31 protein-coding genes are annotated in these 24,442 nt (G+C 46.6%); 28 read left to right on the top strand and 3 right to left on the bottom strand.

The features are described 5' to 3' along the window. Positions 1-29 precede the first annotated feature (29 nt). The 19 genes from CRO25_RS09230 (at position 30) to CRO25_RS34265 (ending at position 15,004) form a co-directional block, all read left to right on the top strand. On the top strand, positions 30-302 hold the full coding sequence (locus CRO25_RS09230) for a hypothetical protein (RefSeq protein ID WP_143806523.1): 273 nt from the start codon (positions 30-32) through the stop codon (positions 300-302). Continuing rightward, entirely contained in the window at positions 295-4,647 is a 4,353-nt protein-coding gene (locus CRO25_RS09225; RefSeq protein WP_079694722.1) for a phage tail tape measure protein, read from the top strand. Before CRO25_RS09230 ends, CRO25_RS09225 begins: the two co-directional genes overlap by 8 nt. Before the next feature lie 4 nt (positions 4,648-4,651). Further along, a complete protein-coding gene (locus CRO25_RS09220) occupies positions 4,652-5,206 on the top strand; it encodes a distal tail protein Dit (protein WP_079694721.1) in 555 nt (184 codons plus the stop codon). 6 nt (positions 5,207-5,212) lie between these two features. Further along, positions 5,213-5,650, top strand: coding sequence for a hypothetical protein (locus CRO25_RS09215; protein WP_079694720.1), 438 nt, complete (start codon positions 5,213-5,215; stop codon positions 5,648-5,650). Between the two features lie 13 nt (positions 5,651-5,663). Beyond that, positions 5,664-6,809: a phage tail protein gene (locus CRO25_RS09210; protein WP_079694719.1), complete on the top strand. Its 1,146-nt coding sequence runs from the start codon at positions 5,664-5,666 to the stop codon at positions 6,807-6,809. An 11-nt stretch (positions 6,810-6,820) separates the two neighbouring features. After that, positions 6,821-7,201, top strand: a complete 381-nt coding sequence (locus CRO25_RS09205; protein ID WP_079694718.1) for a hypothetical protein — start codon at positions 6,821-6,823, stop codon at positions 7,199-7,201. Position 7,202: 1 nt separating this feature from the next. Next, entirely contained in the window at positions 7,203-7,343 is a 141-nt protein-coding gene (locus CRO25_RS33285) for a hypothetical protein (RefSeq protein ID WP_179132117.1), read from the top strand. A 95-nt stretch (positions 7,344-7,438) separates the two neighbouring features. Continuing rightward, positions 7,439-7,969 (top strand): phage tail domain-containing protein, encoded by a 531-nt coding sequence (locus CRO25_RS09200; protein WP_256863619.1) that lies wholly within the window; start codon positions 7,439-7,441, stop codon positions 7,967-7,969. Positions 7,970-7,979: 10 nt separating this feature from the next. Further along, complete coding sequence (locus CRO25_RS09195; protein ID WP_101749455.1) at positions 7,980-10,121, top strand: prophage endopeptidase tail family protein; 2,142 nt, start codon at positions 7,980-7,982, stop codon at positions 10,119-10,121. 84 nt (positions 10,122-10,205) lie between these two features. After that, complete coding sequence (locus CRO25_RS09190; RefSeq protein WP_079694716.1) at positions 10,206-10,766, top strand: stalk domain-containing protein; 561 nt, start codon at positions 10,206-10,208, stop codon at positions 10,764-10,766. A 277-nt stretch (positions 10,767-11,043) separates the two neighbouring features. After that, positions 11,044-11,193, top strand: a complete 150-nt coding sequence (locus tag CRO25_RS33280) for a hypothetical protein (RefSeq protein WP_179132116.1) — start codon at positions 11,044-11,046, stop codon at positions 11,191-11,193. Positions 11,194-11,224: 31 nt separating this feature from the next. Next, complete coding sequence (locus CRO25_RS09185) at positions 11,225-11,413, top strand: hypothetical protein (RefSeq protein ID WP_079694715.1); 189 nt, start codon at positions 11,225-11,227, stop codon at positions 11,411-11,413. Between the two features lie 22 nt (positions 11,414-11,435). Then, positions 11,436-11,906: a holin family protein gene (locus CRO25_RS09180; protein WP_079694714.1), complete on the top strand. Its 471-nt coding sequence runs from the start codon at positions 11,436-11,438 to the stop codon at positions 11,904-11,906. An 18-nt stretch (positions 11,907-11,924) separates the two neighbouring features. Beyond that, a complete protein-coding gene (locus tag CRO25_RS09175; RefSeq protein ID WP_079694713.1) occupies positions 11,925-12,782 on the top strand; it encodes a peptidoglycan recognition family protein in 858 nt (285 codons plus the stop codon). A gap of 94 nt (positions 12,783-12,876) precedes the next feature. Next, a complete protein-coding gene (locus tag CRO25_RS09170) occupies positions 12,877-13,209 on the top strand; it encodes a YolD-like family protein (protein ID WP_079694712.1) in 333 nt (110 codons plus the stop codon). 87 nt (positions 13,210-13,296) lie between these two features. Beyond that, complete coding sequence (locus CRO25_RS09165) at positions 13,297-13,920, top strand: hypothetical protein (protein WP_097115751.1); 624 nt, start codon at positions 13,297-13,299, stop codon at positions 13,918-13,920. Further along, positions 13,917-14,441: an accessory gene regulator ArgB-like protein gene (locus tag CRO25_RS09160; RefSeq protein ID WP_079694710.1), complete on the top strand. Its 525-nt coding sequence runs from the start codon at positions 13,917-13,919 to the stop codon at positions 14,439-14,441. The genes CRO25_RS09165 and CRO25_RS09160 overlap by 4 nt, the downstream gene beginning before the upstream one ends. After that, positions 14,438-14,563, top strand: coding sequence for an AgrD family cyclic lactone autoinducer peptide (locus CRO25_RS09155; RefSeq protein WP_079694709.1), 126 nt, complete (start codon positions 14,438-14,440; stop codon positions 14,561-14,563). The genes CRO25_RS09160 and CRO25_RS09155 overlap by 4 nt, the downstream gene beginning before the upstream one ends. A 21-nt stretch (positions 14,564-14,584) precedes the next feature. After that, positions 14,585-15,004: a LytTR family transcriptional regulator DNA-binding domain-containing protein gene (locus CRO25_RS34265; RefSeq protein WP_079694708.1), complete on the top strand. Its 420-nt coding sequence runs from the start codon at positions 14,585-14,587 to the stop codon at positions 15,002-15,004. Between the two features lie 247 nt (positions 15,005-15,251). On the opposite strand, the gene CRO25_RS09145 is transcribed toward CRO25_RS34265, so the two are convergent. Beyond that, the gene (locus tag CRO25_RS09145) at positions 15,252-15,467 is read right to left on the bottom strand and encodes a helix-turn-helix transcriptional regulator (protein WP_217504646.1); all 216 of its coding nucleotides are present in this window, start codon (positions 15,465-15,467) and stop codon (positions 15,252-15,254) included. A gap of 105 nt (positions 15,468-15,572) precedes the next feature. Between CRO25_RS09145 and CRO25_RS33275 the strand changes: the two genes are divergently transcribed. From CRO25_RS33275 to coaD, 4 genes are all read left to right on the top strand, one after another. Next, positions 15,573-15,710 carry a hypothetical protein gene (locus CRO25_RS33275; RefSeq protein ID WP_175381370.1) on the top strand — a complete coding sequence of 46 codons (138 nt, stop codon included), beginning with the start codon at positions 15,573-15,575 and terminating at the stop codon, positions 15,708-15,710. Between the two features lie 140 nt (positions 15,711-15,850). Continuing rightward, entirely contained in the window at positions 15,851-16,054 is a 204-nt protein-coding gene (locus CRO25_RS09140) for a hypothetical protein (RefSeq protein ID WP_079694707.1), read from the top strand. Between the two features lie 42 nt (positions 16,055-16,096). Continuing rightward, positions 16,097-16,708, top strand: a complete 612-nt coding sequence (gene rsmD / locus CRO25_RS09135; protein ID WP_079694706.1) for a 16S rRNA (guanine(966)-N(2))-methyltransferase RsmD — start codon at positions 16,097-16,099, stop codon at positions 16,706-16,708. Position 16,709: 1 nt separating this feature from the next. Further along, a complete protein-coding gene (coaD, locus tag CRO25_RS09130) occupies positions 16,710-17,216 on the top strand; it encodes a pantetheine-phosphate adenylyltransferase (protein ID WP_090807427.1) in 507 nt (168 codons plus the stop codon). Here coaD and CRO25_RS09125 read toward each other — a convergent pair. Next, positions 17,194-18,450, bottom strand: a complete 1,257-nt coding sequence (locus tag CRO25_RS09125; RefSeq protein WP_079694705.1) for a nucleoside recognition domain-containing protein — start codon at positions 18,448-18,450, stop codon at positions 17,194-17,196. The genes coaD and CRO25_RS09125 overlap by 23 nt on opposite strands. A gap of 203 nt (positions 18,451-18,653) precedes the next feature. Here CRO25_RS09125 and CRO25_RS09120 point away from each other — a divergent pair, with 203 nt between their 5' ends. Beyond that, positions 18,654-19,694 carry a SepM family pheromone-processing serine protease gene (locus CRO25_RS09120; protein ID WP_064639097.1) on the top strand — a complete coding sequence of 347 codons (1,041 nt, stop codon included), beginning with the start codon at positions 18,654-18,656 and terminating at the stop codon, positions 19,692-19,694. Between the two features lie 286 nt (positions 19,695-19,980). Here CRO25_RS09120 and CRO25_RS09115 read toward each other — a convergent pair whose 3' ends face one another. Further along, positions 19,981-21,213 carry a nucleotidyltransferase gene (locus CRO25_RS09115; RefSeq protein WP_079694704.1) on the bottom strand — a complete coding sequence of 411 codons (1,233 nt, stop codon included), beginning with the start codon at positions 21,211-21,213 and terminating at the stop codon, positions 19,981-19,983. Positions 21,214-21,697: 484 nt separating this feature from the next. Between CRO25_RS09115 and CRO25_RS09110 the strand changes: the two genes are divergently transcribed. The 4 genes from CRO25_RS09110 (at position 21,698) to plsX (ending at position 24,436) form a co-directional block, all read left to right on the top strand. Next, the gene (locus CRO25_RS09110; protein WP_063564671.1) at positions 21,698-22,204 is read left to right on the top strand and encodes a DUF177 domain-containing protein; all 507 of its coding nucleotides are present in this window, start codon (positions 21,698-21,700) and stop codon (positions 22,202-22,204) included. Positions 22,205-22,272: 68 nt separating this feature from the next. Beyond that, positions 22,273-22,446: a 50S ribosomal protein L32 gene (gene rpmF, locus CRO25_RS09105; RefSeq protein ID WP_017689233.1), complete on the top strand. Its 174-nt coding sequence runs from the start codon at positions 22,273-22,275 to the stop codon at positions 22,444-22,446. Positions 22,447-22,895: 449 nt separating this feature from the next. After that, entirely contained in the window at positions 22,896-23,444 is a 549-nt protein-coding gene (gene fapR, locus CRO25_RS09100) for a transcription factor FapR (protein ID WP_063564670.1), read from the top strand. Further along, a complete protein-coding gene (gene plsX, locus CRO25_RS09095; RefSeq protein ID WP_079694703.1) occupies positions 23,441-24,436 on the top strand; it encodes a phosphate acyltransferase PlsX in 996 nt (331 codons plus the stop codon). The genes fapR and plsX overlap by 4 nt, the downstream gene beginning before the upstream one ends. Positions 24,437-24,442: the final 6 nt, after the last annotated feature.

Here is a 24,442-nt window from a genome sequence, read left to right as displayed (position 1 = left end):
TACACAATTGGGTTCTCGAAGCTTCGCTATTGCTCGGGGTTACGCCACAGGTGCTGCGTAATGATTACTACATTACGGATTTGCCTATGTTGCTGTTCCGGCAAACACAAAAGATTGCGGAAGACCGATTGGCACAGCTTCACATAGCAATGGGTCCGAACATGACCGAGGACAGTTTTAAAGGATTAGTGGACATGCTCGGCTGGCCGTTGCAGGACGAAAAGCAGGAGCAAAAAGAAGAGTTTGACGCCGTTGGGCTCCGGTCCTTACGCGCTAGGCTAGAAGGGAGGAAGGATGGCTGAGAATGAAAACATTGGTGGCATAGAGGCCAAACTCGGGTTAGACGCTGACGGATTTAAAAAGGGTATTGAAGAAGCCAAGCAGGACATGAAGAAAATGACGGACGAATCCAAAAAATTCAACCAGGATTTCAAGACCGTTTCAAAGTCTTTGCGTGACGTAGGTGTAGATTCCAAAGAAATTCGAAAGATCAAAACCGAAATGCTGGCATCTAAGCCGGAGTTGTTTGAAAAACAGCTAAAGAACGTGGAATCCCAGCTTCGTGCAATCGGGGCAAGCAGTTCGCAGATCAGCAAAGTGAAAGTGCAGATTCAGGAACAGGGCACGGCTTTAGAATCAACAAGCGGTAAGCTCACCCGGATGAAAGCGGAATTCGATGAAAATGCCAAGTCAGCAAGCAATTTAAGTAAGGAGATTAAAACGGCTGGGGTAGCGTATGCTGCTTATGCCGCGGCAGTTGCGGCGGCACTAGCCAAAGCGGTAGACATATCGGCTCAATTTGAACAGGCCATGGCTAAGGTCAAGGCGATCAGCGGAGCAACCGGGCAAGAGTTTGATAAGCTGCGGCAACAGGCTATTGATTTAGGTGCAACCACTGTATTCAGTTCAACGCAAGCAGCTGAAGCACAATCCTTTCTGGCTATGGCGGGTTTCAAAACCAAGGAAATCATGGAAGCCATGCCGGGCGTGCTGTCGCTTGCGGCTGCGGGACAGATGGAGATTGCCCGCACGGCCGACATTGCTTCCAACATCCTAACGGGATTCCGCTTGTCTGCGGATCAAACCACGGGCGTTGTGGACGTGCTGGCTAAGGCTATGACATCCAGCAATACAAACATTGAGCAATTAGGATACGCCATGAAATATGTGGCACCTATCGCCGCATCACTCGGTATGTCAATCGAAGAGGCTGCGGCATCGGTTGGTGAACTATCCAATGCGGGTATTCAGGGCGAGATGGCTGGTACACAGCTCAGGGCCATGCTCCTGCGGTTAGCTTCACCAACCAAGGAAGCTCAGTTCTATATGGACAAGCTCGGTGTGACGACCAAGGACGCAGCCGGGAATATCCTTCCATTTGCCAACATTATCGGACAGTTCGAACAGGCGTTTAAAAAATTGAATCAATCCCAACAAGCCCAAGTAGCTGCGTCCATTGCTGGAACCGAAGCCGCCTCGGGCTTTTTGACGTTGATTAGTACGGGTCAATCCCAGTTGGAAAGCTTCACCTCTGAGTTGGAGAATTCAGCCGGGGCAGCGGATAAGCTGGCAAGTACGCAGATGGATACACTGAAAGGGTCCATTGAAGAATTCAAGTCAGCCATGGAGGCAGCAGCCATTGCCATTGGCGACAAATTCGCGCCTACGGTACGGACCATCACGGATATGATTGCTGGATTGATCTTGTCATTCACAAGCTTGGATGCAGGAACGCAAAACGCAATCATTACCTTTGTTGCCGTCACTGCTGCTGTAACTGGAATCACACTGGCTGTGTACGCGCTTCGCACAGCATTAATTGCATTGCAGGCATCGTTCCCACCATTGCTTGCTATATCTGCGATTATCGGTGGTATTGCTGCTGGTTTTGCTTATTTCAAAGGGAAAGCTGACGATGCGACAGCCTCAGCGGAACAATTTGCTCAAGCTCAGGAAGAAGTGAACCAAGCGCTTGGCAAATCTCCGTTGAATCGAACGGTTCAGGACGTCCAGGATTTGCAGGAACGGACCGAACAGCTTAATTCAGTTTTACAGGCACGGGCGGCACTTCAAGAGCGCTTGAATGAAATCGAGGCGTTGCAAGCTGATCAGTTAGGCACGCCGCAGCTACTGAACGAAATGTTTGAAATCAATGATCAGTTAGCTGAGATGGATGAAAAGCTTCGAGGTATGGGCTATGACGGTGTAGAGCAGGCACAAATCAAACTGGAACAAATGAACGATGCCATTGAAGAGTCTGTTCCGGCGCTGTTAAAGATGAGAGAGGCTGAAATAACCGACTTGGCGGCAAAAAACCAAAAGGTCGAAGCGATGGCAAAGCTATCTGCGCGATATAAAGAACTGGCCTCGGCTCAAAATCTGGATGCATCCCAAAAGCAGGAACTGATTAATGTCACCGATCAGCTGAGGAAACAGTATCCAGACCTGAATGCACTCCAGGATGAATCCGGCCGGATCACGATCAAGAATATCGGAATCATTGATGACCATATCAGCGCTGAGCGTAGTTTCATCGACATGTCAGCCAAAGCGGCCAATGCCTATCTTACTCACCTGGAAGCGATGGCGAAAGCCAATAAAGCATCCGTTGAAGCTCAGATAAAAAACTTTGAAGCTTTGGCGAAAGCCATGAGCGCAGTAAGTGGATCTGCCAATCCAATGATGGCGAAGAATGTTACAGCAGTGGGCGGAGTCAGCGTCAATAAGACGTTTGAAAACTTCGCGAATGGCGGCGTAGATAAGCAATTAACAGCACTCTACGACAAACAGAATATTGCCGCTCAGAATCTGCTGGAGGTTCAACGGGCGAAAGATTCGCTGACTTCTGGAGAGGCATTCAAGCCCGTTTCAGGCGGCGGGATTGATTTGTCCAAACCGGAAAAAGAGAAGAAGACCAAAGCAGCTAAGGCAGCTAAATCCAAAAAGGAAAAGTCGGGCAAATCTGCTGCGGAACTTGCTGCAGAAGCTCGGAAAAAAGCCTATGATGCTGACATTGCCGCGGTCCGGTACCAGGCTGATATGTATGATTGGTCTGCCGAGGAACAAATCAAGGCGTACAACAAGGTTGCTGCGAAACACAAACAGCATTTGAAAGAAACGGTTGACGATCAGCGGACCATGAATCTCCAAATCAAACGACTTCAAGAAGATAGTGTCAAAGCCCGTTATGACTTCTCTTCTGAGTGGATCGATAAAGATCAGCGCCGGATGGAAGAGTCCGGGAAATCAGAAGTGGAAATGGCTACGGCCAAGCTCAACGCCTGGACACGGGTCCGGGATCGTTACAAGAAAGATTCCGATGAATACAAGAAGGCTGATGAGCAGGTATATCAAGCGAAAAAGGAATTGACGCGGCAGCTTGAAACGGAACAGAAGAAGCAATATCAGACATACAGCGAGAACATTACCAAAGAAGAACGCCGTATGGAGGAGTCGGGTAAATCAGAGCTTGAAATCGGGCAGATGAAGTTGAAGATGTGGACGGAGCTTCGGGATCGATACAAAAAAGACTCGGATTTGTACAAGCAAGCTGATGAACAAGTATATCAAGCGAAGAAATCGCTGCTCCAACAAACCCAAAAGGATACAGAAACATTGCTTAAAAAGCAGAAGACCGCTGTTAACGATGCCAAAAAGGCAGAACTAGCGGCCATTGATGCGCGTAAAAAGGCGTTCGTCGATGCTCAGAATGAAAAGATTAAGGCCATTGATGATCTGATCAAGAAGGAACAAGAGGCAAACGAGGACGTTGATTACGAAACGGAGCTTGCGAAAAAACGGGCGCGGGTGGATCTGCTCAGTACAGCGGTCAGTCCGGAAGGAATCAAAGAACGAAACGACCTGATTGCCGAGATTGAACGGATGCAGCTTGAACATTCGCGCGAACTGCGCAAGAGGGATTTGGAAGATCAGAAGGACAAGCTTCAGGACGAGAAATCAGAACAGGAACAGGCATTCGAGGACGAGAAAACGGCGACTGAGGCCCGTTACGATGCATTAGCACAGGCTTTTGAGGATTACGGGGATAACGTCAAACTAATCGAGAGTGCAGTACAGGATTTCCGAGTCAGTGCCAGCAAGGAAGCCAATGAAAAGATTCTGAAAGATTTGGATACCTTCTTGGACCAGTACCAATCCAAGATGAATACCGCGTCCAGTCTCAGTGGGACATCCCAGCAGGCGCTTGATTTGCAAGAGTACAACGCCAACAAGGATGCCTACAATGCAGCCAAAGCGGCAGGAAACAAGGACGAGATGCAACGCTTGTCACAGCGAAATCAAGCCATTCGGGACCAGTACGGAATTGATAAGGATACAGGCAAGATAAGCAGCTTCGATGTTGGTGGTGTGGTTCCGGGTCCTCCTGGCGCTCCGATGGAAGCGGTGGTTCACGGTGAGGAAGCTATTTTCAATCGTCATCAACTGAACAACCTATTCCGTTTACTGGAAGTGCCTAAGCTCAATCTAAAACCTGAACAAGCGGCTCCGGTTGTCCAAGAGGTCACGCAACACTTTGACATGTCTACAGGAACCGTAGTTTTAGAGGATGGGGCGGATATTGATCTATTCAACAATCGCAAGGAGCGCCTGGCTCGGAATTTACAGACTAAGGGCGTAAAGGGGTGAAACGATGGATTATGATGTGAAGGTTAACGGGGTGTGGGTGTCTACTGTTGGTGCAATCCTTGTTGGACGCACCCTGCCGCCATTGCCTGAAGCTGAAGAAAATACAGTCAAGCTGACAGGACGGGATGGAGAATTGGACTTCGGATCAACATACAACACCCGTCCGCTGGAATTGAGTTTCTATGTCATGGGTGATCTATCTGATTACCACCCAACCATCAATCGCCTGGCGAACATATTTCATGCACAGCGTGGAGATTTGGAACTGATATTTTCGGATCGGCCAGAAAGACGTTACATGGCTCAATATCGCGGGACTATGGATTATGATCAGTCTTCTGTTAATCACCAAGTAAATGTGCCATTGAAGATGTACGATCCTTTCCCGGAATCGAGCGAGGACTTCGTTTTTGAAATAACGCTGAGCAACGCCACAGAGACAATAAACATTAAGTCAGCCGGAGATATCCCTGCTCCACCGCGAATGGTACTGACTAATGTAGGTTCTACAACGATACGTAGCCTTCGACTGACAAACGAATATTTATTAGAGGGGTGATCGAAATTGAATATTAGTAAATTTCTAGCGACCAAACAATTGAATGTATCGGCACGTGGAGAGAAGTTCACCTTTCCCGATAAACTTTACATTGCTCTATATACATCTAATCCAACATGGAACGATACCGGACAAGAGGTTTCAGGCGGAGGGTATGCCCGACAAGCGATGACCTTTTCCGAGCCTGCACAAGCTACGGTTCGCGAATACCATCCAGTGACGGGCGCGTTAAGTGATGTTCAGAAGATGGTAATAAAGTCAGCTGCTGACGTTGCTTTTGCAGTTGCTTCCGCTGATTGGGGCACGGTGACACATTTTGGATTACGTGATGCAGTAACCGGAGGGAATTTATATTACTTCGGAACCTTGGAATCACCACGAAGCATTCTGACCAATGATATTTTCAAATTCTTGACAAACCAAGTCGAGATCCGGTTGAACTAAGGAGGCGTGAACGATGCTTGAAACAATGTACCCAGCTACGGCCAATAGCAGGCAAACCGAATTGGCTGCTGCAATAGATGACACACAAACAAGCATAACCGTGCTGGACGGATCGATTTTGCCGGATGCACCGAATGAGCTAGTTATTGATCCAGCTAACGAAAATGCGGAAACAATACTTTACACAGGCAAGACGGGCAATACACTCACGGGTGTAACCCGAGGGTTTGAAGGAGTGGCACAATCATGGGTGGCAGGCACGAAGATTGCCCGATTTTTCACGGCACATGACTTCAACACATTTAAGTCCAACATTGAGGACTTGGATAATCGTTTGGACAACATCCCTGCGCCACAGGATGCATCCCTAACTCAAAAGGGGATTACGCAGCTCTCCAGTGCTACAGGATTGGATAGCGAGGACCAAGCGGCTACACCGAAAGCAATTAAGACGGTGAATGACTCTCTTGCCACACATACATCCGGCACTTCAGTTCATGGAGCTGTTAGTGCAGCGACAGCTAATCGCCTGATTATTCGAGACGCTTCTGGCAGAGCTCAAATTGCTACTCCAAGCGCCGCGGCAGATATAGCAAGGTTGGATACGGTAACCGGACAGGTCGGCACACTGGCGGATTTACAAACAATTGCTAAAGGAAGTGCTGTTGCTGCCATAAATGAGGTTTTTCAATCTGGCGTTGATGCAAAAAAAGGCATTGTGGATGCCGTTAACGCTATGGGAGGAAGTGCATCCACATCTGATAGTTGGACGTCATTGGCTAGCAAGATTCAAAGCATTAGCACAGGGAAAAAATTTGCATCCGGTACAATAACCGCGAGTACAACTACCAGGGCATTCACTCAGCGTAATAACAGTACATCAACACGTAGGTTTGTTGAGATATCAGGCCTCGGATTCCGACCCAAAACGATTATTCTTCGTTTAGGTATCCTTTCAAACGTTGTCGATGGTGCGTACTTACAATTGGCGCCAATAGGCAATTCTGAGGAATACGGTGTAATGAATAACGGTGACGTACCAAGAATTTACGAATTGTCGGCGTCAGGCACTCGTTCAATAGATGGTTACATTAACGATGTTGTTGCGTTGCTTCCAGTATCAGCTAGCGGTGAATATTCTTATTACGCATATGAATAAGGAGGTCTGTCATGAATATTGGGAGACGAATTTATTACGATAAATCAACTGGAGAGGTGTTACTAAATACAGGAGAACGTTCAGGGAACGTGGTTGAGACGACGATCGATCAAGACTTCTCTACGTATACAGCTTTATTGGACCGTTCTCGTGATTCGGTAGGCGTGATTCAACTGGAATATGGTGAATATTCTTCTGATTTTACTGAGGGAGGGATTGTAAGTCGAATCAATTTGGAAACATTAAAACCTCTATTTACGTACCCAGACCCATCTCAACCCGAGGTTCCAACTGACCCACAGAAACCGTTGAGTGAGGAAATTAAAGAGGTAAAGGAACGCCAAGACATCATGCAGGATGCATTGGACGCACTCCTGATGGGAGGCATGTAATATGTTCCGATACTTGGCACAACGGATCATTGACGGTGCGTTGCAGTATGACGCAGTGTTGACTCGCTATCCGAACGGTAAGGAAGAAGTAGACGACTATCTCACACTCAAAGGCCATGAGAATCTAATCCAGGCAGAATAAAGTCGCCAACGGAACAGTAGCTTAACCAGCGTACCCAAGTGGTGCGCTTTTATTATGCCCTCTGGGTGGTCAGGGGGCTTTTCCTTTTGAAAGGGGTGAAGGCCATGTTTAACAGAGGGGCTTTTAACCGCATGGCCTTTAACCGCCAAATATCCGTATTCGTCTTTGGCCGGGCAGTTGCTGATATATCAGGATCTGCTGTAGCTGCTGCAACGATGGAAATGACGGGTTCGGCGGTTATGGATGTCAATGTGGGAGCGGCAGGGGATTTTATCCGTGAAATCTCATTTGCGGCTGTTATGGATGTAGCTGCTGGCACAAAGGCGGATTTCATTCGAGAGATTACCAAACGGGCGATTATGAATGTTGGTTTTGGAGCAGTTGCCAAAGGGAGTCGGTACCATGTGGAATTCCTTGAATTCACAGGACCGTTTAAACCAGGCGACAAGATCGAAATTGACGCCAAGACATACCGGATTACTCAAAACGGCATTAATGCGGCTGGCCTCATGGAAGGCGATTTTTTCAATCTCAATGTAGGCGAGAACCGAATCACATATACAGATCCAGAAACAAACCGCCAGGTGCTGCTGAGAATCACACACCGGGACCGGTTCTTGTATTAGGAGGATGTCCATGAAATACCTGAAGGTACTGGACAAGAATTTAAAACCAGAAGGTTACTTAACCCATGCATATGAAGTAGAACGGCGCAGACGGGTCAATTCAGATTATGAGCTGTCTTTTTTTGTTTCCATGACATCGGATGACTACCGGGAAAAAATCAAGATCAAGGGCCATGTGATGGACGAGAACGGCCAGTATTATGTGATCCAGACGCGGGAACGGGTCCGGGATGGCAAAAAGCTGACTGCACGCATCGTAGCAACGCATGTTATGTTCAAGATGAATGAATTCAAGGTTCCATATGATCAGTATCTTGAAGAGGCATACGGGGTCCATATCAGCCAAATGATTTCCCGGCTCTCACCGATCATGAACAACAAATATACATTCAAGGTCGATGACATATTCGAACTGCAAGATATTAAAGATTGGGGTCGCACTACAGCACTGGAAGCCTTCAACCACATTGTAAAGTCCTATGGGGCTGAGGTGTGGGCGGATAACTTCACAATCCATTTACGCAAGAAAGTGGGCAAGGATGAAGGCAAGCAGTATCGGATAGGAAAAGATATCATTCAGGACCAATTCAAAGACGAGGGTTCAAATCTGGTTACCCGGATGTATTCGCAGATGAAGGATGGCCGGACGTTTATTGGCATGTCCACAACCTATCTGACAGCGGAGGAATTAAGCCTGCTGCAAGGTGTTCCAGGCGCAATCCAAAACGGAAAGCTGGCCGTGAACTATCTGGTATCGCCTTATGCACAGTACTGGACCAACACAACTAACGTTTTCTATGATGGGGAAATGATCGATCAGGATATCGAGGACCCGGAAAAATTGCTGAAAGCGACCCGGGAGGAATTACGCAAGAAAGAGATTCCGGAAATCGAGATATCCATTAACGCTGTGGACATCCATAAGATAGACCGGATCGAGTCGCCGCCTGATATGGGTGATATCGTCTATGCATTTGACCCGGAAATGGAAATGCCTAATATTGAAATGCGGGTCATGGAAATGACGGAGTATCCATTTTCGATGGACAAGCACACTCAAGTCGTTCTGGCCAACTTCAAGGTTCAGGACTATGACGATATCATTGCCGACCTGGAACGATCCAAACGGATCATGAATGACTTGTTGTCTGGCGGTAAGATACGTACAGACGTCTTTGAGACATTTGCCAAGCAGGCTGTAATAGATATTAATAACTCCAAAACGCAGATTATATATGATGAGCGTGGCATTTTGCTCCAAAGCAAGATCGATGTGCGAAACCAGGTCATTCTGACATCAGATGGAATTGTGCTGACAACAGACGGGGGCAAGACTCCAAGGGTGGCTATCACAGGTCAGGGTGTTCTGGCGGAAGCTATTCGGGGTGTGCTTGGTGACTTTGTTTCTATGATCATCGGAAGCGGCAACCTGGTTACCAAAATCAATACACAAGGAATCAGCTCAGGGCACAGCGATTACAACCAAGCGCCGTTCCGGGTAGACATGGCCGGGAACGTTGTAGCCAGGTCCATTAAGCTCACGGGACAGATCGACAACTCTACCATGCTTAGTTCCTTGATACAGGCGTCCCGGATCGTAGGTAATGAGATTGAGGGAGGCACAATCACAGGGTCGTTAATCCGAACGGCAGCCAATGGGCGGAGAATTGAACAGGACATCAACGGTTTTCGAACATACGATGGGAATAACAGAAATCGGATACGGATTACTACTGGTTCTAACGATGAAATTGCTGCAATCTCATGGTACGGTTCAGGTGGCGCCTTTGCGGGGGAGATTAACTCCTATCAAAACAGTGGGGGCTTATCAATCATCAGTAACGATCTTATTATCGGATCGAATAATACAGGTAACCCAATAAGATTGCAGGGCGCGCCGATCGTTGCTGGTCCTGCTGAATTCAGAAGCAATGTTTCTTTCGTGAACTCGAATATAACAGGATTAGCAATATCCAATGTAAGTGGATTGTTAGCGGAATTAAACTCAATTTGGACAGCGGTTAATGGAAAAGCAGCGTCCAACCACACTCATACCCAATACGCAGTTAATATGACGTATGACCCATCCACTAAAAATCTCAAATTATTTAATCAAAGTGGATCGGCAATAGCCACCGTTAACATTTCTTAAATGCTGAGCAAAGCGCAACCTTCCCAATACGAACTCCGTAATGTATCATATTAGGTAAATTGAACCAATTACGGAGGTACAGTCATGAAAAAGTTTGCGCACAGAGTTGCGTATATTGCTGGCGGGATTATCATAGGTATTGTTTTTTCGACAACCACAGGGGCGTTTGCTGATACGGTTAAGAGTATGGTCGGGAAAAAGGTGACCGGAGAATACACAATCGTTGTAGATGGAAAGAAACTTTCGGATAAGGGAGCTGTGATTGATTCCAAAGCTAACGTTCCAGCTCGCGCCTTGTCTGAAGCATTGGGGGCTGATGTAAAAGTGTCAGGTAAAACGATAACAATTACTTCAGATGAACAGGATGCAGCAAGTGTAATCGTTCCAGATTCAAATGAGAATGAGTTTATAGGGCGAAGTAAAGCTGATCTTGAGTCAACAAAACAAATAATAACAGATAAGATTCTTAATCGCACTCAGCAAGCCAAGGAAGACGTAACTAAATGGCTTCAAGAATCCGAAGAAAAAGGGGATGAAGCAGGCGCATCCCAATGGAGACAAGAGTTAGCACAATACGAAAAGGACATAGAGAAAGCGAAGTCCGATCTTGCGAAAATTGATGCTGCCTTGGCAGCGAACAAATAACATATTACCCACACTAAAGAGTCCGTTACCCACGGGCTCTTTTTTTGTGCCATGAAAGGAAGTGTGATTGTGATAAAAAGAATACTGATTAGGTGGATATTTGGAAAAGGCATCACGGTTTTTGTAAAGCCTTCTGACCAGCCCAGACTTTGGGATATAGAAGTGGCCGACAGTGATAAACGAAGAAAAATATTAACCGGTACCGTTGTTCAGCAATCTTCACGGCGATTCAGATTGAAAGACTATCGACTTCATTAATGGGAGGGCGAGAATCATTATGGATAAAGAAATTCTTTCTAAATTAGAAATAAAAAATGGACAACTGTTGCTTGATGGAATCGAGTTAAAAGGCGTTACGGAATATGAGCTGAAAAAAAGTTCCACGGAACCAGCGGAGTTAACTTTGAGGGTCCTTGTAAGAGATTAAATAGGTTTTAGGCCTGGAAGGAGGTGAGACATTGAAGGCGACACATCAAGTAGTGATAACGGCTGATATTTCCCGGCCAGTTGAAGAGATTGCCGAAATAATTTCATTGTTTCTTGGAATGGTTCCAGCAGAAAAGCAGGAAGAGCTTTTGCAGGCTGTAGATCAGTTGGTAGGCGATGCTTTAGCGGGATTGGTTTCAGATAAAGATTCAGATAAATAGAGAGAGAAAGTGGGGGTTCGCTATGCAAGAGGGGATGTCTAATGTCATTAAAATGGTATCTGCGGCTATGGGGGCTGGCGCGGGATACCTCTTTGGAGGCTGGGGAATTTTGATTAATATACTACTGATATTTGTTGTTGTAGATTGGGTGACTGGTTGGGCAGCGGCCTGGATCAAACATGAGCTGCGTAGCCGAGTAGGCTTTGAAGGGATTGCTCGGAAAGCAGCTATTTTTCTGGTGATCACCATTTCACATTTTGTTGATATTATCGTGACCGGAGGAACAGGGCTCATTCAAGATGCTGTTATCTTCTTCTATTTAGCAAACGAGCTTTTGTCTATAACGGAAAACTTAGGACGTATGGGTGTTCCGATGCCTGATGTCCTTCGTAATGCAGTTAAAATCTTTGAATCGAAAAGCGAAGTGCCTACTAATCCAAACCTATCAGATCCACCGCAAGATGATACAACGAATCAAAAGCCAGCGGTTTAAGAAGGGAACTGATCAATCATGATTACTAAAGGGAATTTCTTGTTGTTGGAGTCATCCGAATTCTTCGGGTGGCTTCAACAGCAGAAAATCAGCAGGACTATAACTAAACTCCAGGTCCATCATACGTGGTTACCTAATTACGCCACACGCAAGAACCAAGACCATTTCAAGTGTTTGGAAGGTATTCGCAACACTCATCTAGCAAACGGTTGGAACGGCACCGGGCAGAATATCACAATTTTCGAGGATGGGAAAATAGCAATCAGTTTGGATCGAAACCTAAACACGATTCCCGCTGGCATCAAAGGAGCAAATACAGGAGCTTTGTGTGTGGAGATCATCGGTAATTTTGATATCGGCGGAGATACCATGACTGATTTACAGAGACAGGCTGTGCTGCACTTGTACGCTTGCTTGGCAATCAAGCTGAACATCCCGGTAGACACAAATCATATCGTTTACCACGCCTGGTATACGCCTGCTGGCGATTGGTTGGGTGACTATATCCAAGGACGATCCAGTAAGACATGCCCAGGTACAAACTTTTTCGGACACGGGAATACTCGCTTGGCTGCATCTCGCGGGTTTATTCCTGGTATTCAGGCAGAAGTGCAACGAATCAAGAATGGAGATGGGGAAGCAATGACAACAGCAGAAAAGAAACAAATGGATGACCTTAAAGCTACAGTAGACGCTCAGAGCAAGTGGATTGAGGCGGAAAAAGCAAAAGCTAATATGACTTGTCCGAGCTGGGCGAAGTCGGCATATGAGTTTTACAAGCCGTACATCTCCGACAGCACGGGCAGTTACGACTTCTGGCGGAAGCTCGTAATTGATTACCGCAAGGAAAACGGTATTAAAGTTCAACAAGTATAAGTGCGTGCTATTTCCGTAAATCCTATTGATAAAGAACGTACGTTCGCATATAATACAAACAAACGTATGTTCTTATCAATTGGAGGAATAACCTATGGTACAAAGACTAGGAGAGAATGGCTATTATGAAGGGTCGAGGTTTATTATGCCTGAACATCTCGAAGCCATGCTTCAGCAAGAGAGGGAACAACAGCGCAGAGGAAAACCAGTTCTGGACGAACAGGCCATCGAAGAAATTGTTCGCGCGTTGGCGGATTCTTACAACCAAAAATTGAAAGTGGATCTGGTTGTGTTTAACCCGTTTTATGATGAACCAGTTAGTGGAGTTGTTGTGGGGATCAACCAAAGAATGAATAAGGTCAACCTGTTGTTAGAAGATGATGAAAGGGAAATTTCAATCGCAGAAATAATTTCAGCTAACACCTGAAAATTGTATGAATTTGGCTATGGAATTGCCACATGCTCCTATATAATGACTATATAAGTTATTATCTCTTGGGGCGGTGTAGCAATAATGCAGGAAGCGTTTGGATTTATGTTTTTTTCTACACTAGAAGCGTTCTCTTGGTTCCTACTCAGTATGTATATTTTTAGGTACAAACCTTTCAAATATGCTGGGTCGGCGCTAATCGTGATTTTCTTAATGAACCTTGATAGTTTCATTTTGCGGAATGAATTATCACTAGCCAACTACGTTCCTTTAATAAATATTCTAATCTTTGTCTTCTATTATGCTGTCGTTGTTAAAATTCCGCTGATCGGATCGCTTATCGTCACTCTCGCAGGCTTTGCGGGGTTTGGATTAATCCAGGCCGCGCTAACTTTTATCCTTTTTGGTTCTATAGAGGCCGCGCAATCTACTGTATCCAACGGCTATGCGCTTCAAACTGCAACAGCTATTGTCGTGTTTATAGTGGGAGTAGTACCGTATAAGCTCGGGTACGGCATATCTGTACCATTTGAAAAGATGAAATTTAAACTTGAAGAAATTATCACAAGTATTCTGATGGTCTTGTTTTTATGTATTATTTCATTTGTTCTTTACGTAAATAATCTAATGTTGTTGGTCCTGTTATTCGCAGTGACGCTCGGATATCTGCTTTACTTTTCAGTTATGAAGGATAGGAGCTTTGAATGATTGAGAATATATCCCAACGTTTGGCCGTCGGTTTAAAAAAACGTGTTCCGGATCACCCAGCATCAATTGCTGTTTTCCGTTTCACAATCGCTGTTTTGATAAATACAGTTGCTATTATTCTTCTAACGATTTCAATTGGTCTATGGACGGGGCGCTTCAAAGAAGTATGCGTTATTCTTGTTTCATTTGCCTTACTGCGCGTTGTATCAGGAGGTATTCATTTAAAGTCAGGCGATAAATGTGTTGTTGTAACAACGGCATTGTTTACTGCAATTTCGTTAATCGACATGTCGGACTGGGCTGTTTTCTCACTTAACTCCCTGAGCATATTACTTGCATACTTATTTGCACCTTCCAGGATAGAAAAACAATCTAAGATAGACCAGAAACACTATCCAAAATTAAAATTCCTGTCGATAATATTAATAGCAACAAACTTTTTGTTCATGTCGTCTATATTAGCAGTAACATTTTTCGTACAGTGTATAACACTTATTAAGTTGAAGGAGGTGAAAAGATGAAAAAAGGGTACCTATACGGACTTGCTACTGGACTAGCTTCACTCGCTGCGCTTATCGTTACACCTGCGAGCGTGCTTTTTATATATCAAGGCGACACACCTAAAGAATTGTTGGAAAAATAGTGGATGTTATGAGGTGATTTTGTGTATGAGTTAGTTTCTTTATCGGTTTCTAAAGATCGAAACGGTAAGACTGGCGGAACTAATGTGCCAATCAGGGAGATCACTCATTTGGAGAATGACGACTACAGAGTTGTTGTCCATACAGAAGACAATATTTACTTTTATGTGGCTACATTAACGTTTTTGGAAGACTTCTTGAATTCAAGTGGCTACAGATTCCGTATGGCGGATAGAGGTTGTTTAATAAATGTAGATAGTATCGCGTGTGTGGACATGGACCTGATGTTGGCTTATTTTGAAGATGAACCAACCAAGAAATCGAAGAAGTGTACTCTGGGGAAAGATAAGTTCGCGCGAATTCTAAAGGAGTTTACGCAGCTTGAAAATAGATGTAGTTCTCGGATTACTAGTAAAAAGAGACTTTTTGGATTTGGGAGATAGTCGCCACGGCGGCTATTTTTTTTACGATTATAATATAAGCATAAAATGATGCTTATGTCTGTCGAAATTTGTTGTCGAAACGCCAAAATTCGCCCGGGGAAAAACCTTTTACAACTTATGGAATATGTTATTTAATTAAACTAGGAGGAGTTAGATAAGGAAAGAAAGGAAGGTGAGAGGACTTGATGTAAGGTTAGGTACTATTATAGTACTCAAATACCCCGGGGGAGCGCGGCAAAACCGCGACTTACTTCTTAATTTCCCACTCGTACAGTTGTTCCATTCGTATATCCAAGATCAAAGAAGCCACATACATCGCTTCTGCATTCATCGGACTCCGGCCCGTTGCGATAAACGAGACCATCCTTTTGGACCAACCTGTTCGGCGTGCGAATTCGGCTTGAGTCATTTTGCGGTGGTCAAGCCAATATTGAAGTAAGCATCTCCCACGGATTGCTTCCATGATAGAGAGCTCCTTCTTAAGCAAGAGAAAAATAAGATTCGGCACATTATATCATGCCGGAAAATTTAGGTAAACACCTGACCAATCAGCGAGGAGATGCAAGGCATGGATAAAACATCGGAAGATCACACAGCCATCGTAGATATATTGAAGGCTTCACTGCCTCGAAAAGAAGCAGATAAAATGTATAGAGAGATCACGTACTTAAGTGATAAGAAATTGACTGTAAAAATCAAAAAATAGACTCATTTCGTGAGTCCGTCAACAATCCGTCAACAACTAAGTGGAATTAAGGTTTGATATAATTTAATACAAAGGGAAAACCCTTGGTACATAAGGGATTATGAAAACAAATTCGGGGCCCTCTTTCGAGAGCCCCTTTCATGGGAGAGGAGAAACCGGACGAAGAGCTTATGGGGAAACGTAAGTCTTCTCCGCGGTTGTCTACGACACTTGTGATGTCGATAATTACAGGATGGCCGGAAAGTTTCCTTTTTATACATATCCGTCAACAATTGCGTCAACAATTTTCTAGAGAGAAAGCAGACGCACTATTTTTCAAACTGAACCTGATTGTGGTACGATAGCTTTATCAATAAACTTACATAGAGAGAAAAGGTGACTCATCAGTGAGAGTGGTATCTGGGAGTGCGAAAGGCAGACCGCTGAAGGCTGTTCCTGGCACAGGGACGCGGCCGACCACCGACAAGGTGAAGGAAGCGTTGTTTAGTATGATTGGCCCTTATTTTGAGGGCGGTACAGCATTGGATCTGTTTGCAGGCAGTGGAGGTCTCGGTATTGAGGCGCTGAGCCGCGGCATGGACAAGGCTGTTTTTGTTGACTTGGAATCGAAAAGTATTGAAGTGATCCGTGCAAATCTGAAAGCAACCAAGCTGGAAGATCAGGCGGCCATATACCGGAATGATGCCAGTCGTGCATTGAAGGCGCTCGCCAAGCGAAACACACAATTTGATCTCGTATTTCTGGATCCACCCTACCGTATGAAAAATGGGGACGAGTTAATGCTTACGATGCACGAACTGGATCTGCTTGAACCGGAAGCGACCATTGTGCTTGAATATGAATCCAAATATAGTTACCCTGAGCAATTCGGCCCGTTTGAACAAACGCGCAAGGCATTGTATGGGGAGACAGCTGTATCCATCTATTATTATGCACCTGCTGCAACAACAGAAGATGGAGAACCTAGCGCAGCAGAAGAGGAGGCTCCTCATGAGTGAAATGATACATCGTCAGGAACGAATTGCCGTATATCCAGGCAGTTTTGATCCCGTAACTATGGGGCATCTGGACATTATTGCCCGGGCGTCGAAGCAGTTCGATCGCGTCATCGTGGCTGTGTTGAATAATATGAGCAAAAATCCATTATTTACGGTGGAAGAACGCAAGAGTCTTATTACGGAAGTCACGAGTCATCTGCCTAATGTGGAGGTGGACAGCTTCCGTGATCTGACGGCAAATTATGTACGGCAAAAAGATGCTCAGGTCATTGTCCGCGGTATCCGCTCGGTGACGGATTTTGAATATGAGCTTCAGCTGGCTTCGACGAACAGCAAGTTAAATCCGGATGCGGAAACCATTTTTATGATGACCAATCCGAAATATTCTTATCTGAGCTCCAGCATCGTCAAGGAAATTGCCCACTACCATGGAGATGTCACCGATCTGGTCTCACCTGAAGTGGAAGCTGCGTTGCGTCAGAAAATTAGCGAGAAAACCGGCGGTTAAACCAAAAGGTCAGCCCGGATAGGCAGATCATGATGGTGAGCAGCAATGCCAGACCGATACAGGCAGCAGGGAAACCAATCCAGACGGCATCGATGATGTCGGAGGTATTCATGCCTACCAGGGACTGCTTGGTTAGGAAAGGTGTCAAACCATTGCCCGGATTGTTCTGAAACGTAGCCCAGACTTCGGAGCTGTAACGGCTGAATGGCAGCCACAGCAGCAAGCTGATTAAAAATGCAACCAATGCATGAAGCAGGCGGATTCCGGCAAAATACAACATGGACGTTGTGGCAAGTCCCGCAGCTTTCAGCACGGCGGAGACTTGCAGATGAGAGCACAGACCACCCCAGCCGAGAACAGCTGCAAGCAAAGACATTAGCAGAACGGGTGTCAGTGGGCTCTGACTCAGGTGATAAGTTCCGAGATGCAGTTCCAGCAGTGAGGGCCAAAAAGCAACTGAAGTACCGGGGGTGATATAGAGAGTGAGCAGCCGAACAAACACGGCAAACACAATCATATATCCTCCGGTCATCATTAAAGTTTGTACAGCTTGGGAGACCGTGTCTCCAAGCAATTTGCCGAACCCGCGTCCGTCACGTTTCTGGGCTTCGCGGGCTGCAAGCATCATTTGTGACCATAGGCTCCGTCGTTTATACGAAGAAGGGTTTGCAGTTGGGAATTCTTCCTCTTTTGATTCCTTGGGTAGGAGTCGTACTCCGATCATGGCTGCAATCCATCCACTAACCCAGTGAACGATCAGAAGGAAATATCCAGCAGCAGGCTGATGAAGAAAAGCTGCACCGATGACAAGTATAATCATCAATGGATTGGCAAAATGAGATGCTGATGCGACAATACCCGCCTGTTTGGCGGTAATTTGTTGATCCTGCACTAGGCGGGAGGCGGTATCTGCTCCTGCCGGAAAGCCGCCACACATGCCGACAACAATGGCCAGTCCGGCTTTGCCCGGCAGACGGAACCAGCGCTGCATTAATGGCCCTAATAAGACGCCAAGTGCGTGGGTAAAGCCGAATGCAGTCAGCATTTGGGATAACATCAGAAATGGAAGCATGGCAGGAAAGATGATTTTCCACCAAATGTCTAAACCTTGAATAGAGGCATCGAATGCATCTTTCGGAGATACAACTACTGCAATTACCAGCAATAAAGCGCCTGTACTCATAAGTACCGTTCGTAACGGTCCAGAGCCCGTAACTTCGCTCTGCATTGTCATTGTTTCACCTCATATGGATCGTGCCGCATACACTCGGCCAGGATTAGTTGTGGACGGCCGAATGACGTCCGTGGACGCTTCGGCCTTGACCGGATAAGCTACTGTAAACAGCGGCCTATCCGGCCTGTACCATTGTATGCAAAAGCATGAGAGTGTTAGACTTATAATTATTGAAAGATACGCAAAGAACGGGGGCTCATGCAATGAATCGGATTCGGAAATCTGGCGGATTCAGAGCTTCGATCTTTGTGATCGTGGTGGCTCTGGTCGTCTATGTTGCGGTATATATGCCAACGCCATATATCATTTATATGCCTGGTAGTGCCGACGAAGTAAAACCCATGGTTACCGTGAAAGAGGGAGATAAGGAAGAACGTGGTGTGTTTATGATGACGACAGTGTCGGCAACATACGCCAATGTGTTTTTGCTAGGAACCTCCTTGTTTAACCGAAATGCACAAGTGGATAAAAAAGAAGATCGGCTGCGCGGCAAAAGCGAAGCGGAATATTCTGCCGAACAGGTCTGGTTCATGAGTGATTCACAATCCTCGGCAATGGAGGCGGCTTATGAGCAGGCAGGAGTGAAATACTCCATTGTTCCTGAGCATATTTTTGTATTTGGGCTGTCCGAAGATCCAAAACCTAAGGGAGATATTGAGCCCGGAGATATTATTTTGGGTGTAAACGGAACGGCAACTCCGGACAATACAGTGCTGTCTGAACAGTTAAAAAACAAAAAGGTCGGAGAAACGGTTGAGATGCAATTAGAGCGAGGCGGAGAGACCATCAGCCGCGACGTTCAACTGATTGAAGTGAAAGATAGCAAAACCGGTGAAGTTCGCCCGGCACTGGGTGTCATGATCGGAGCGGTTCAGAAAGTGAAAGCAGAAGATCCGGATAAACAGATTTCCTTCACGGATACTCAGGTAGGTGGTCCATCTGCCGGACTGATGTTCACCCTGGAGATTTACAATCAGTTGACCCCTGGAGATTTGACGAAAGGTCACCGGATTGCTGGCACTGGAACTATTAACAAAGAGGGTGTGGTTGGCGCAATTGGTGGCGTTGTGCACAAAATTGTTGCGGCAGACCGGAAAGAAGCGGAGTTTTTCTTTGTGCCGAAGGATAATTATAAAGAAGCTGAAACTAAGGCTGAACAAATTGGCACCAAAATGAAACTCATTCCTGTTAGCACAGTGGATGATGCGCTGGCTTATCTGAAAACCTTGTCTGTCAAATCCTAAAACAATTATTCGCAACGAATAATGCTTGAACCAATATGAGAATGATGTGAAATCCCCCTATTGCAACGATGCCGAATCGGTGTGCGATAGGGGGATTTTGTTTGAGTAGTCGATATTAAACAACGCATCATCAACAGAGTTTGATTAATCTTATACCCGTAGATCAGGATTGCATCAATCTATGCGTAAGCGTTGGCTCCCGCAAAAACTTGTGAGTCGATCCATTGAACTTGGGGCTTCGAAATCGTTTATGTTGAACCAGCTATGGATATGACTGAACGTAGAGTTAAAGTCTCACAGGTGGTTCATAGTAGTCGCTGTACATCATGCGTGTATCGATGTGTTCACAGGCGAGTGCATATGCTGCCTGAGCTTGTACATCCAGTTCCAACTGGTTATGGACAAAGGTTGATGGTTTCAGCAGAACAGGCAGAGAAGCCGTCTTTTTCATCTGTTTCAAAAGGCCCTGCCCTTGTGCATTAAACCCGAGCACTCGAAGATACGCTGGCCCTTCAGCCAGCTTCTCGGGCGAACATTCGACCTTGGTATGATTCAGCAGGATATGGGTCAGCATGCGCTGTAGCTTTGTGCGTGTGTACCGTTTCGTTTTAAGTGCGTTCAGCAACGCCTCGACTGAAGGCTCCGGGAGCTGAGCAAGTGAACGGCTCAGCCTGTGTTCGAGTCCTTCCGTGACCTCGGCGATCTGCTCCAGCTCGGAGGCACGGCGTGTGGCCGCGATGTGCAGCAGCGGCTGTGCAAAGCGCTCCCAGTGCACGGGAGCGCGCCCTTCCTGCCATTCGCGCCGCAGAATGGCTAGGGTTGCCGCCGGCACGTATGGCGCGGCGGCTTCGGGCCCGTCCGTCATCAGCAGGCGGCGGACGGCAGTTGCACTGGCGATCGCCCCCGGTCCGGGCGTCGCCTCATGATACGCGGCACCGGTACGCGCCGCCGTAAAGGGCTTGATCGCGCTGCCCAGCCGCTGCAGCGCGATCAGGTAATGCAGCCCAAGCGAATTGTTGGGCTGCCCCAGCAGTGCAGCGGCGTCTTCCGCATCGACGCCGCCAGGCGCCAGTGCCGCCGCCGCACCTGCGTATGCGGCGGGATAGCTGGCGCCTTCCCGCAGGCGGCGCACGATATCCTCGCGCAGCCCTGCGGGCTCCACAGCCAGCACGCGCGCAATGCGCTGCAGGCTGTCCAGGTCGCCGGACTCGCTGCCAAAGCAGAGCGAGTCCACCACGCCTGTGCGGTGCAGAAGTGACACCGCACCAAAGGCGAACCACTCGGCCGGTTGTACAGCATAGGCAACCGGCAGTTCAAGCACCAGATCGGCGCCAGCATGCAGCGCCATCTCAGTGCGTGCCCTTTTGCCCACGATGGCGGGTTCGCCGCGCTGGAGGAAAGGGCCGCTCATCACAGCCACAACAACGTCTGCTCCACTGAGCCGCCTTGCTTCACTCAGATGGTAGACATGTCCGTTATGTAAAGGGTTATATTCAACAATGACGCCAACGGCTTTCATATGAGAACGCGCTCCTTTCGGTAAATATTCAAATGGGGATCAATCTTTCTCTTCCTAGCCCGATAATATGTGAGCTCATCTTGTTCCATAATAGGACATGGATATACCTTTGTTCAAATCATATCGCAGTGTGTACAACGAAAAAGAAAAGAATCCTTCAGATCGATATAGCCCGAACCCGCCTTCAAAATGCATGACTTGTAGTTTAACTTACAGTAAGCCTATAATGTATCAGAGATCGAATGCGGATTAGGATCGTCAATTTCAAAAAGGGTGTAAAGTTAAAAGTGTTGACAAACGTCTTGAAAAATCGGTATAATGATTTTTGTTTGTTAAGTCAATTTCATAATACTTTTAACGATGAATCGTCAGATTACATACAGTCAGGAATTTGATGTGTTGCAAGAGTCAGGTTTGACCTGTATAACTGTCGTTAGGCGTTTAACTTTAATTATGAGATTGGTTTCGTTTGGAGTGATGGGAAATGTTAATGCCATTTCGCAAAGTGGCTACCAGTGATGGTCCCCTGCAGTTTAATGAACAGTGGGATATCAAGGAACTGGTTTCTAACCGACAAGATATCACAGCCGTTACCCCGCTGACTGCAGATTTATCTGCAGAGTTCAGAGAGGGAGACGTTGTGGATGTTCATGGCAAGCTGACAGTAGGAGTGGACATGTTGTGCTCCCGGTGTCTTAAGCCGATTAATGAACATTTTCATATTGATTTTCATGAGCAATTCAAGAAGGGAAAGCAGCCAGAGGAATTGCACGAAGACGACGATACTTTCTATGTGGATGGAGATAGCGTTGATCTGAAGGGTTATGCTGAGGAAGCTTTTCTGCTGAATCTTCCGTTTATACCGCTGTGTAGCGATACATGCAAAGGGTTATGCCCCAAGTGTGGCCATGAGCTGAACGAAGGTGACTGCGGTTGTGATAACCAAGTTATCGATCCGCGGCTTGCAGGGCTCAAGGATTTTTTTAAATGAGCATGATTGAAAATCGAACATTGTAACAACTACCTGCAAAGGTTTATTTTGATAAGGAGGTGGGAATAATGGCAGTACCTCAACGGAGAACATCCAAGACGCGTCGCGACAAACGTCGCACTCACTTTAAATTGGCAGTACCGGGTATGGTGAAATGTGAACAATGTGGCGAGCTGAAGCTTAGTCACCACGTATGCAAAGTGTGCGGAACGTACAAAGCAAGAGAGATCATCTCTCAATAATAGCTAGACATCAAGTAGCACTTCATTTCGATGAGGTGCTACTTTTTTTAGACTATAGCATCGCAAAAATAACTACCTTTACCTGTATTCTATCTTCGTGAATATAGTTCAATATACGTTTTTGATATTTTAGTAAGGCTCGTTACTGGTTGTGTTCGGGGCTGTGAAGCCAGGCTCCGCAAGGCAGGATTGTTTTTGTTCACCCAGCCTTTCTTTTTGACACGGGATGAGATATACTATAGTTTAGTACCAGGTTCTAAGATTTGACGTTACATAAACATGAACCATGATTCGTGTGAGAACGACCCTGCTGAACAGGGATGCAACTATAGAAGCAACGTGAAAGAGTATTGAACTGACCGGATTGGGCGGTTCCTTAAACGATACAGCGGGGGGTGTCAGGCATCGAACGTGTACCGAAGAGACAGAGGCAGCAGCAGTTAACCAAAATGATCGAAGACAACCCGTTTGTGACGGATCAGGAACTTACACGCCAATTGAAGGTGAGTATTCAGACGATTCGTCTCGACAGACTGGAGCTTGGGATTCCCGAGCTTCGGGAGCGGATGAAACTGATGGCGGAGCGTTCCTATGATCAGGTGCGCTCGTTGCCCCTGCATGAGATTATCGGTGATATTGTGGACTTGCAACTGGACAAGAGCGGGATTTCCTTGTTTGAGATTAAGGAAGAACACGTATTTTCGAGAACGGGCATTGCTCGGGGACACTATGTTTTTGCACAGGCCAACTCGTTGGCTGTAGCCGTTATTAATGACGAGATTGCACTGACGGCGTCCGCAGACATTCGTTTTGTTCGTTCGGTTCATTTGGCCGAGAAATGTATTGCGAAGGCCTATGTGAGATCGATTCCGGGTCAAAAGGGCAAAGCCAAAGTAGAAGTGTTCACTTATGTGGGTGAAGAAATGGTGTTTCAAGGCAACTTTGTAATCTACCATTCAGGTGGAGAAGACAGCGTAGAAGGAGGTCATTTGGGATGAAAATCGTCATTGATGCCATGGGAGGCGATAACGCACCTGCGGCAACAGTAGAAGGTGCGATCGCCGCGGCTACGGAATGGGCGGATACACAGATCGTCCTGGTCGGCGATGAAGCCAAGCTGGAACCTCTTCTGAGTCAGTCAGGCGCCAAACCTGCTAATCTGACTATTCGGCATGCTTCCGAAGTGATCGGTTCGGATGATGAACCGGTAAAGGCAGTCCGTCGCAAGAAGGATGCCTCCATGGTGGTTGCAGGTCGTATGCTTAAGGAAGGCGAAGCAGACGCCATGATCTCTGCGGGCAATACCGGAGCACTGATGACAGCCGGCTTGCTTGTAGTAGGTCGTATGGAAGGTATTGAGCGCCCGGCGCTTGCACCCATGATTCCAACGATCGATGATGTGGGTGTACTTGCACTTGATCTTGGTGCGAATATGGATGCCAAACCGGAACACCTCGCACAGTATGGTCTGATGGGAAGCTTGTATCGGCAAAAAGTGCAGGGAATTGCGTCACCAAGAGTGGGCCTGCTCAATGTGGGAACGGAGCCCGGTAAGGGGAATGAGTTGACCAAACATGCCTATCCGTTGCTGGAGCAACTTCCGATTCGTTTTGTTGGTAACGTAGAGGCCCGTGATGTGCTTACAGGTGCGTGTGATGTGCTTGTATGTGATGGATTTGCCGGAAATATATTGCTGAAATCGCTCGAAGGCACAGCAGGTGCCATTTTCGCTCTGCTTAAGGAACAATTCTCATCATCGCTCAAAAGCAAACTGGCTGCTGCTGTGCTCATGCCTGAGCTGCGCAGTTTGAAACGGAAACTGGATTATACCGAGCATGGTGGTGCACCACTCCTCGGTTTGAGCAGACTTGTGGTGAAAAGTCATGGATCGGCTGATGGCAATGCCATCAAAAATGCTGTGCGCCAAGCACGGATTGCAGTACAGAACCAGCTGGTGGAGAGCATATCTAAGGAAATTAGCGGGAAGTGAGTGAAG

The organism is Paenibacillus sp. RU5M (assembly GCF_900221055.1).
Taxonomy (GTDB): Bacteria; Bacillota; Bacilli; order Paenibacillales; family Paenibacillaceae; genus Paenibacillus; species Paenibacillus marchantiae.
This window is presented reverse-complemented; position numbering and strand designations above follow the sequence as displayed.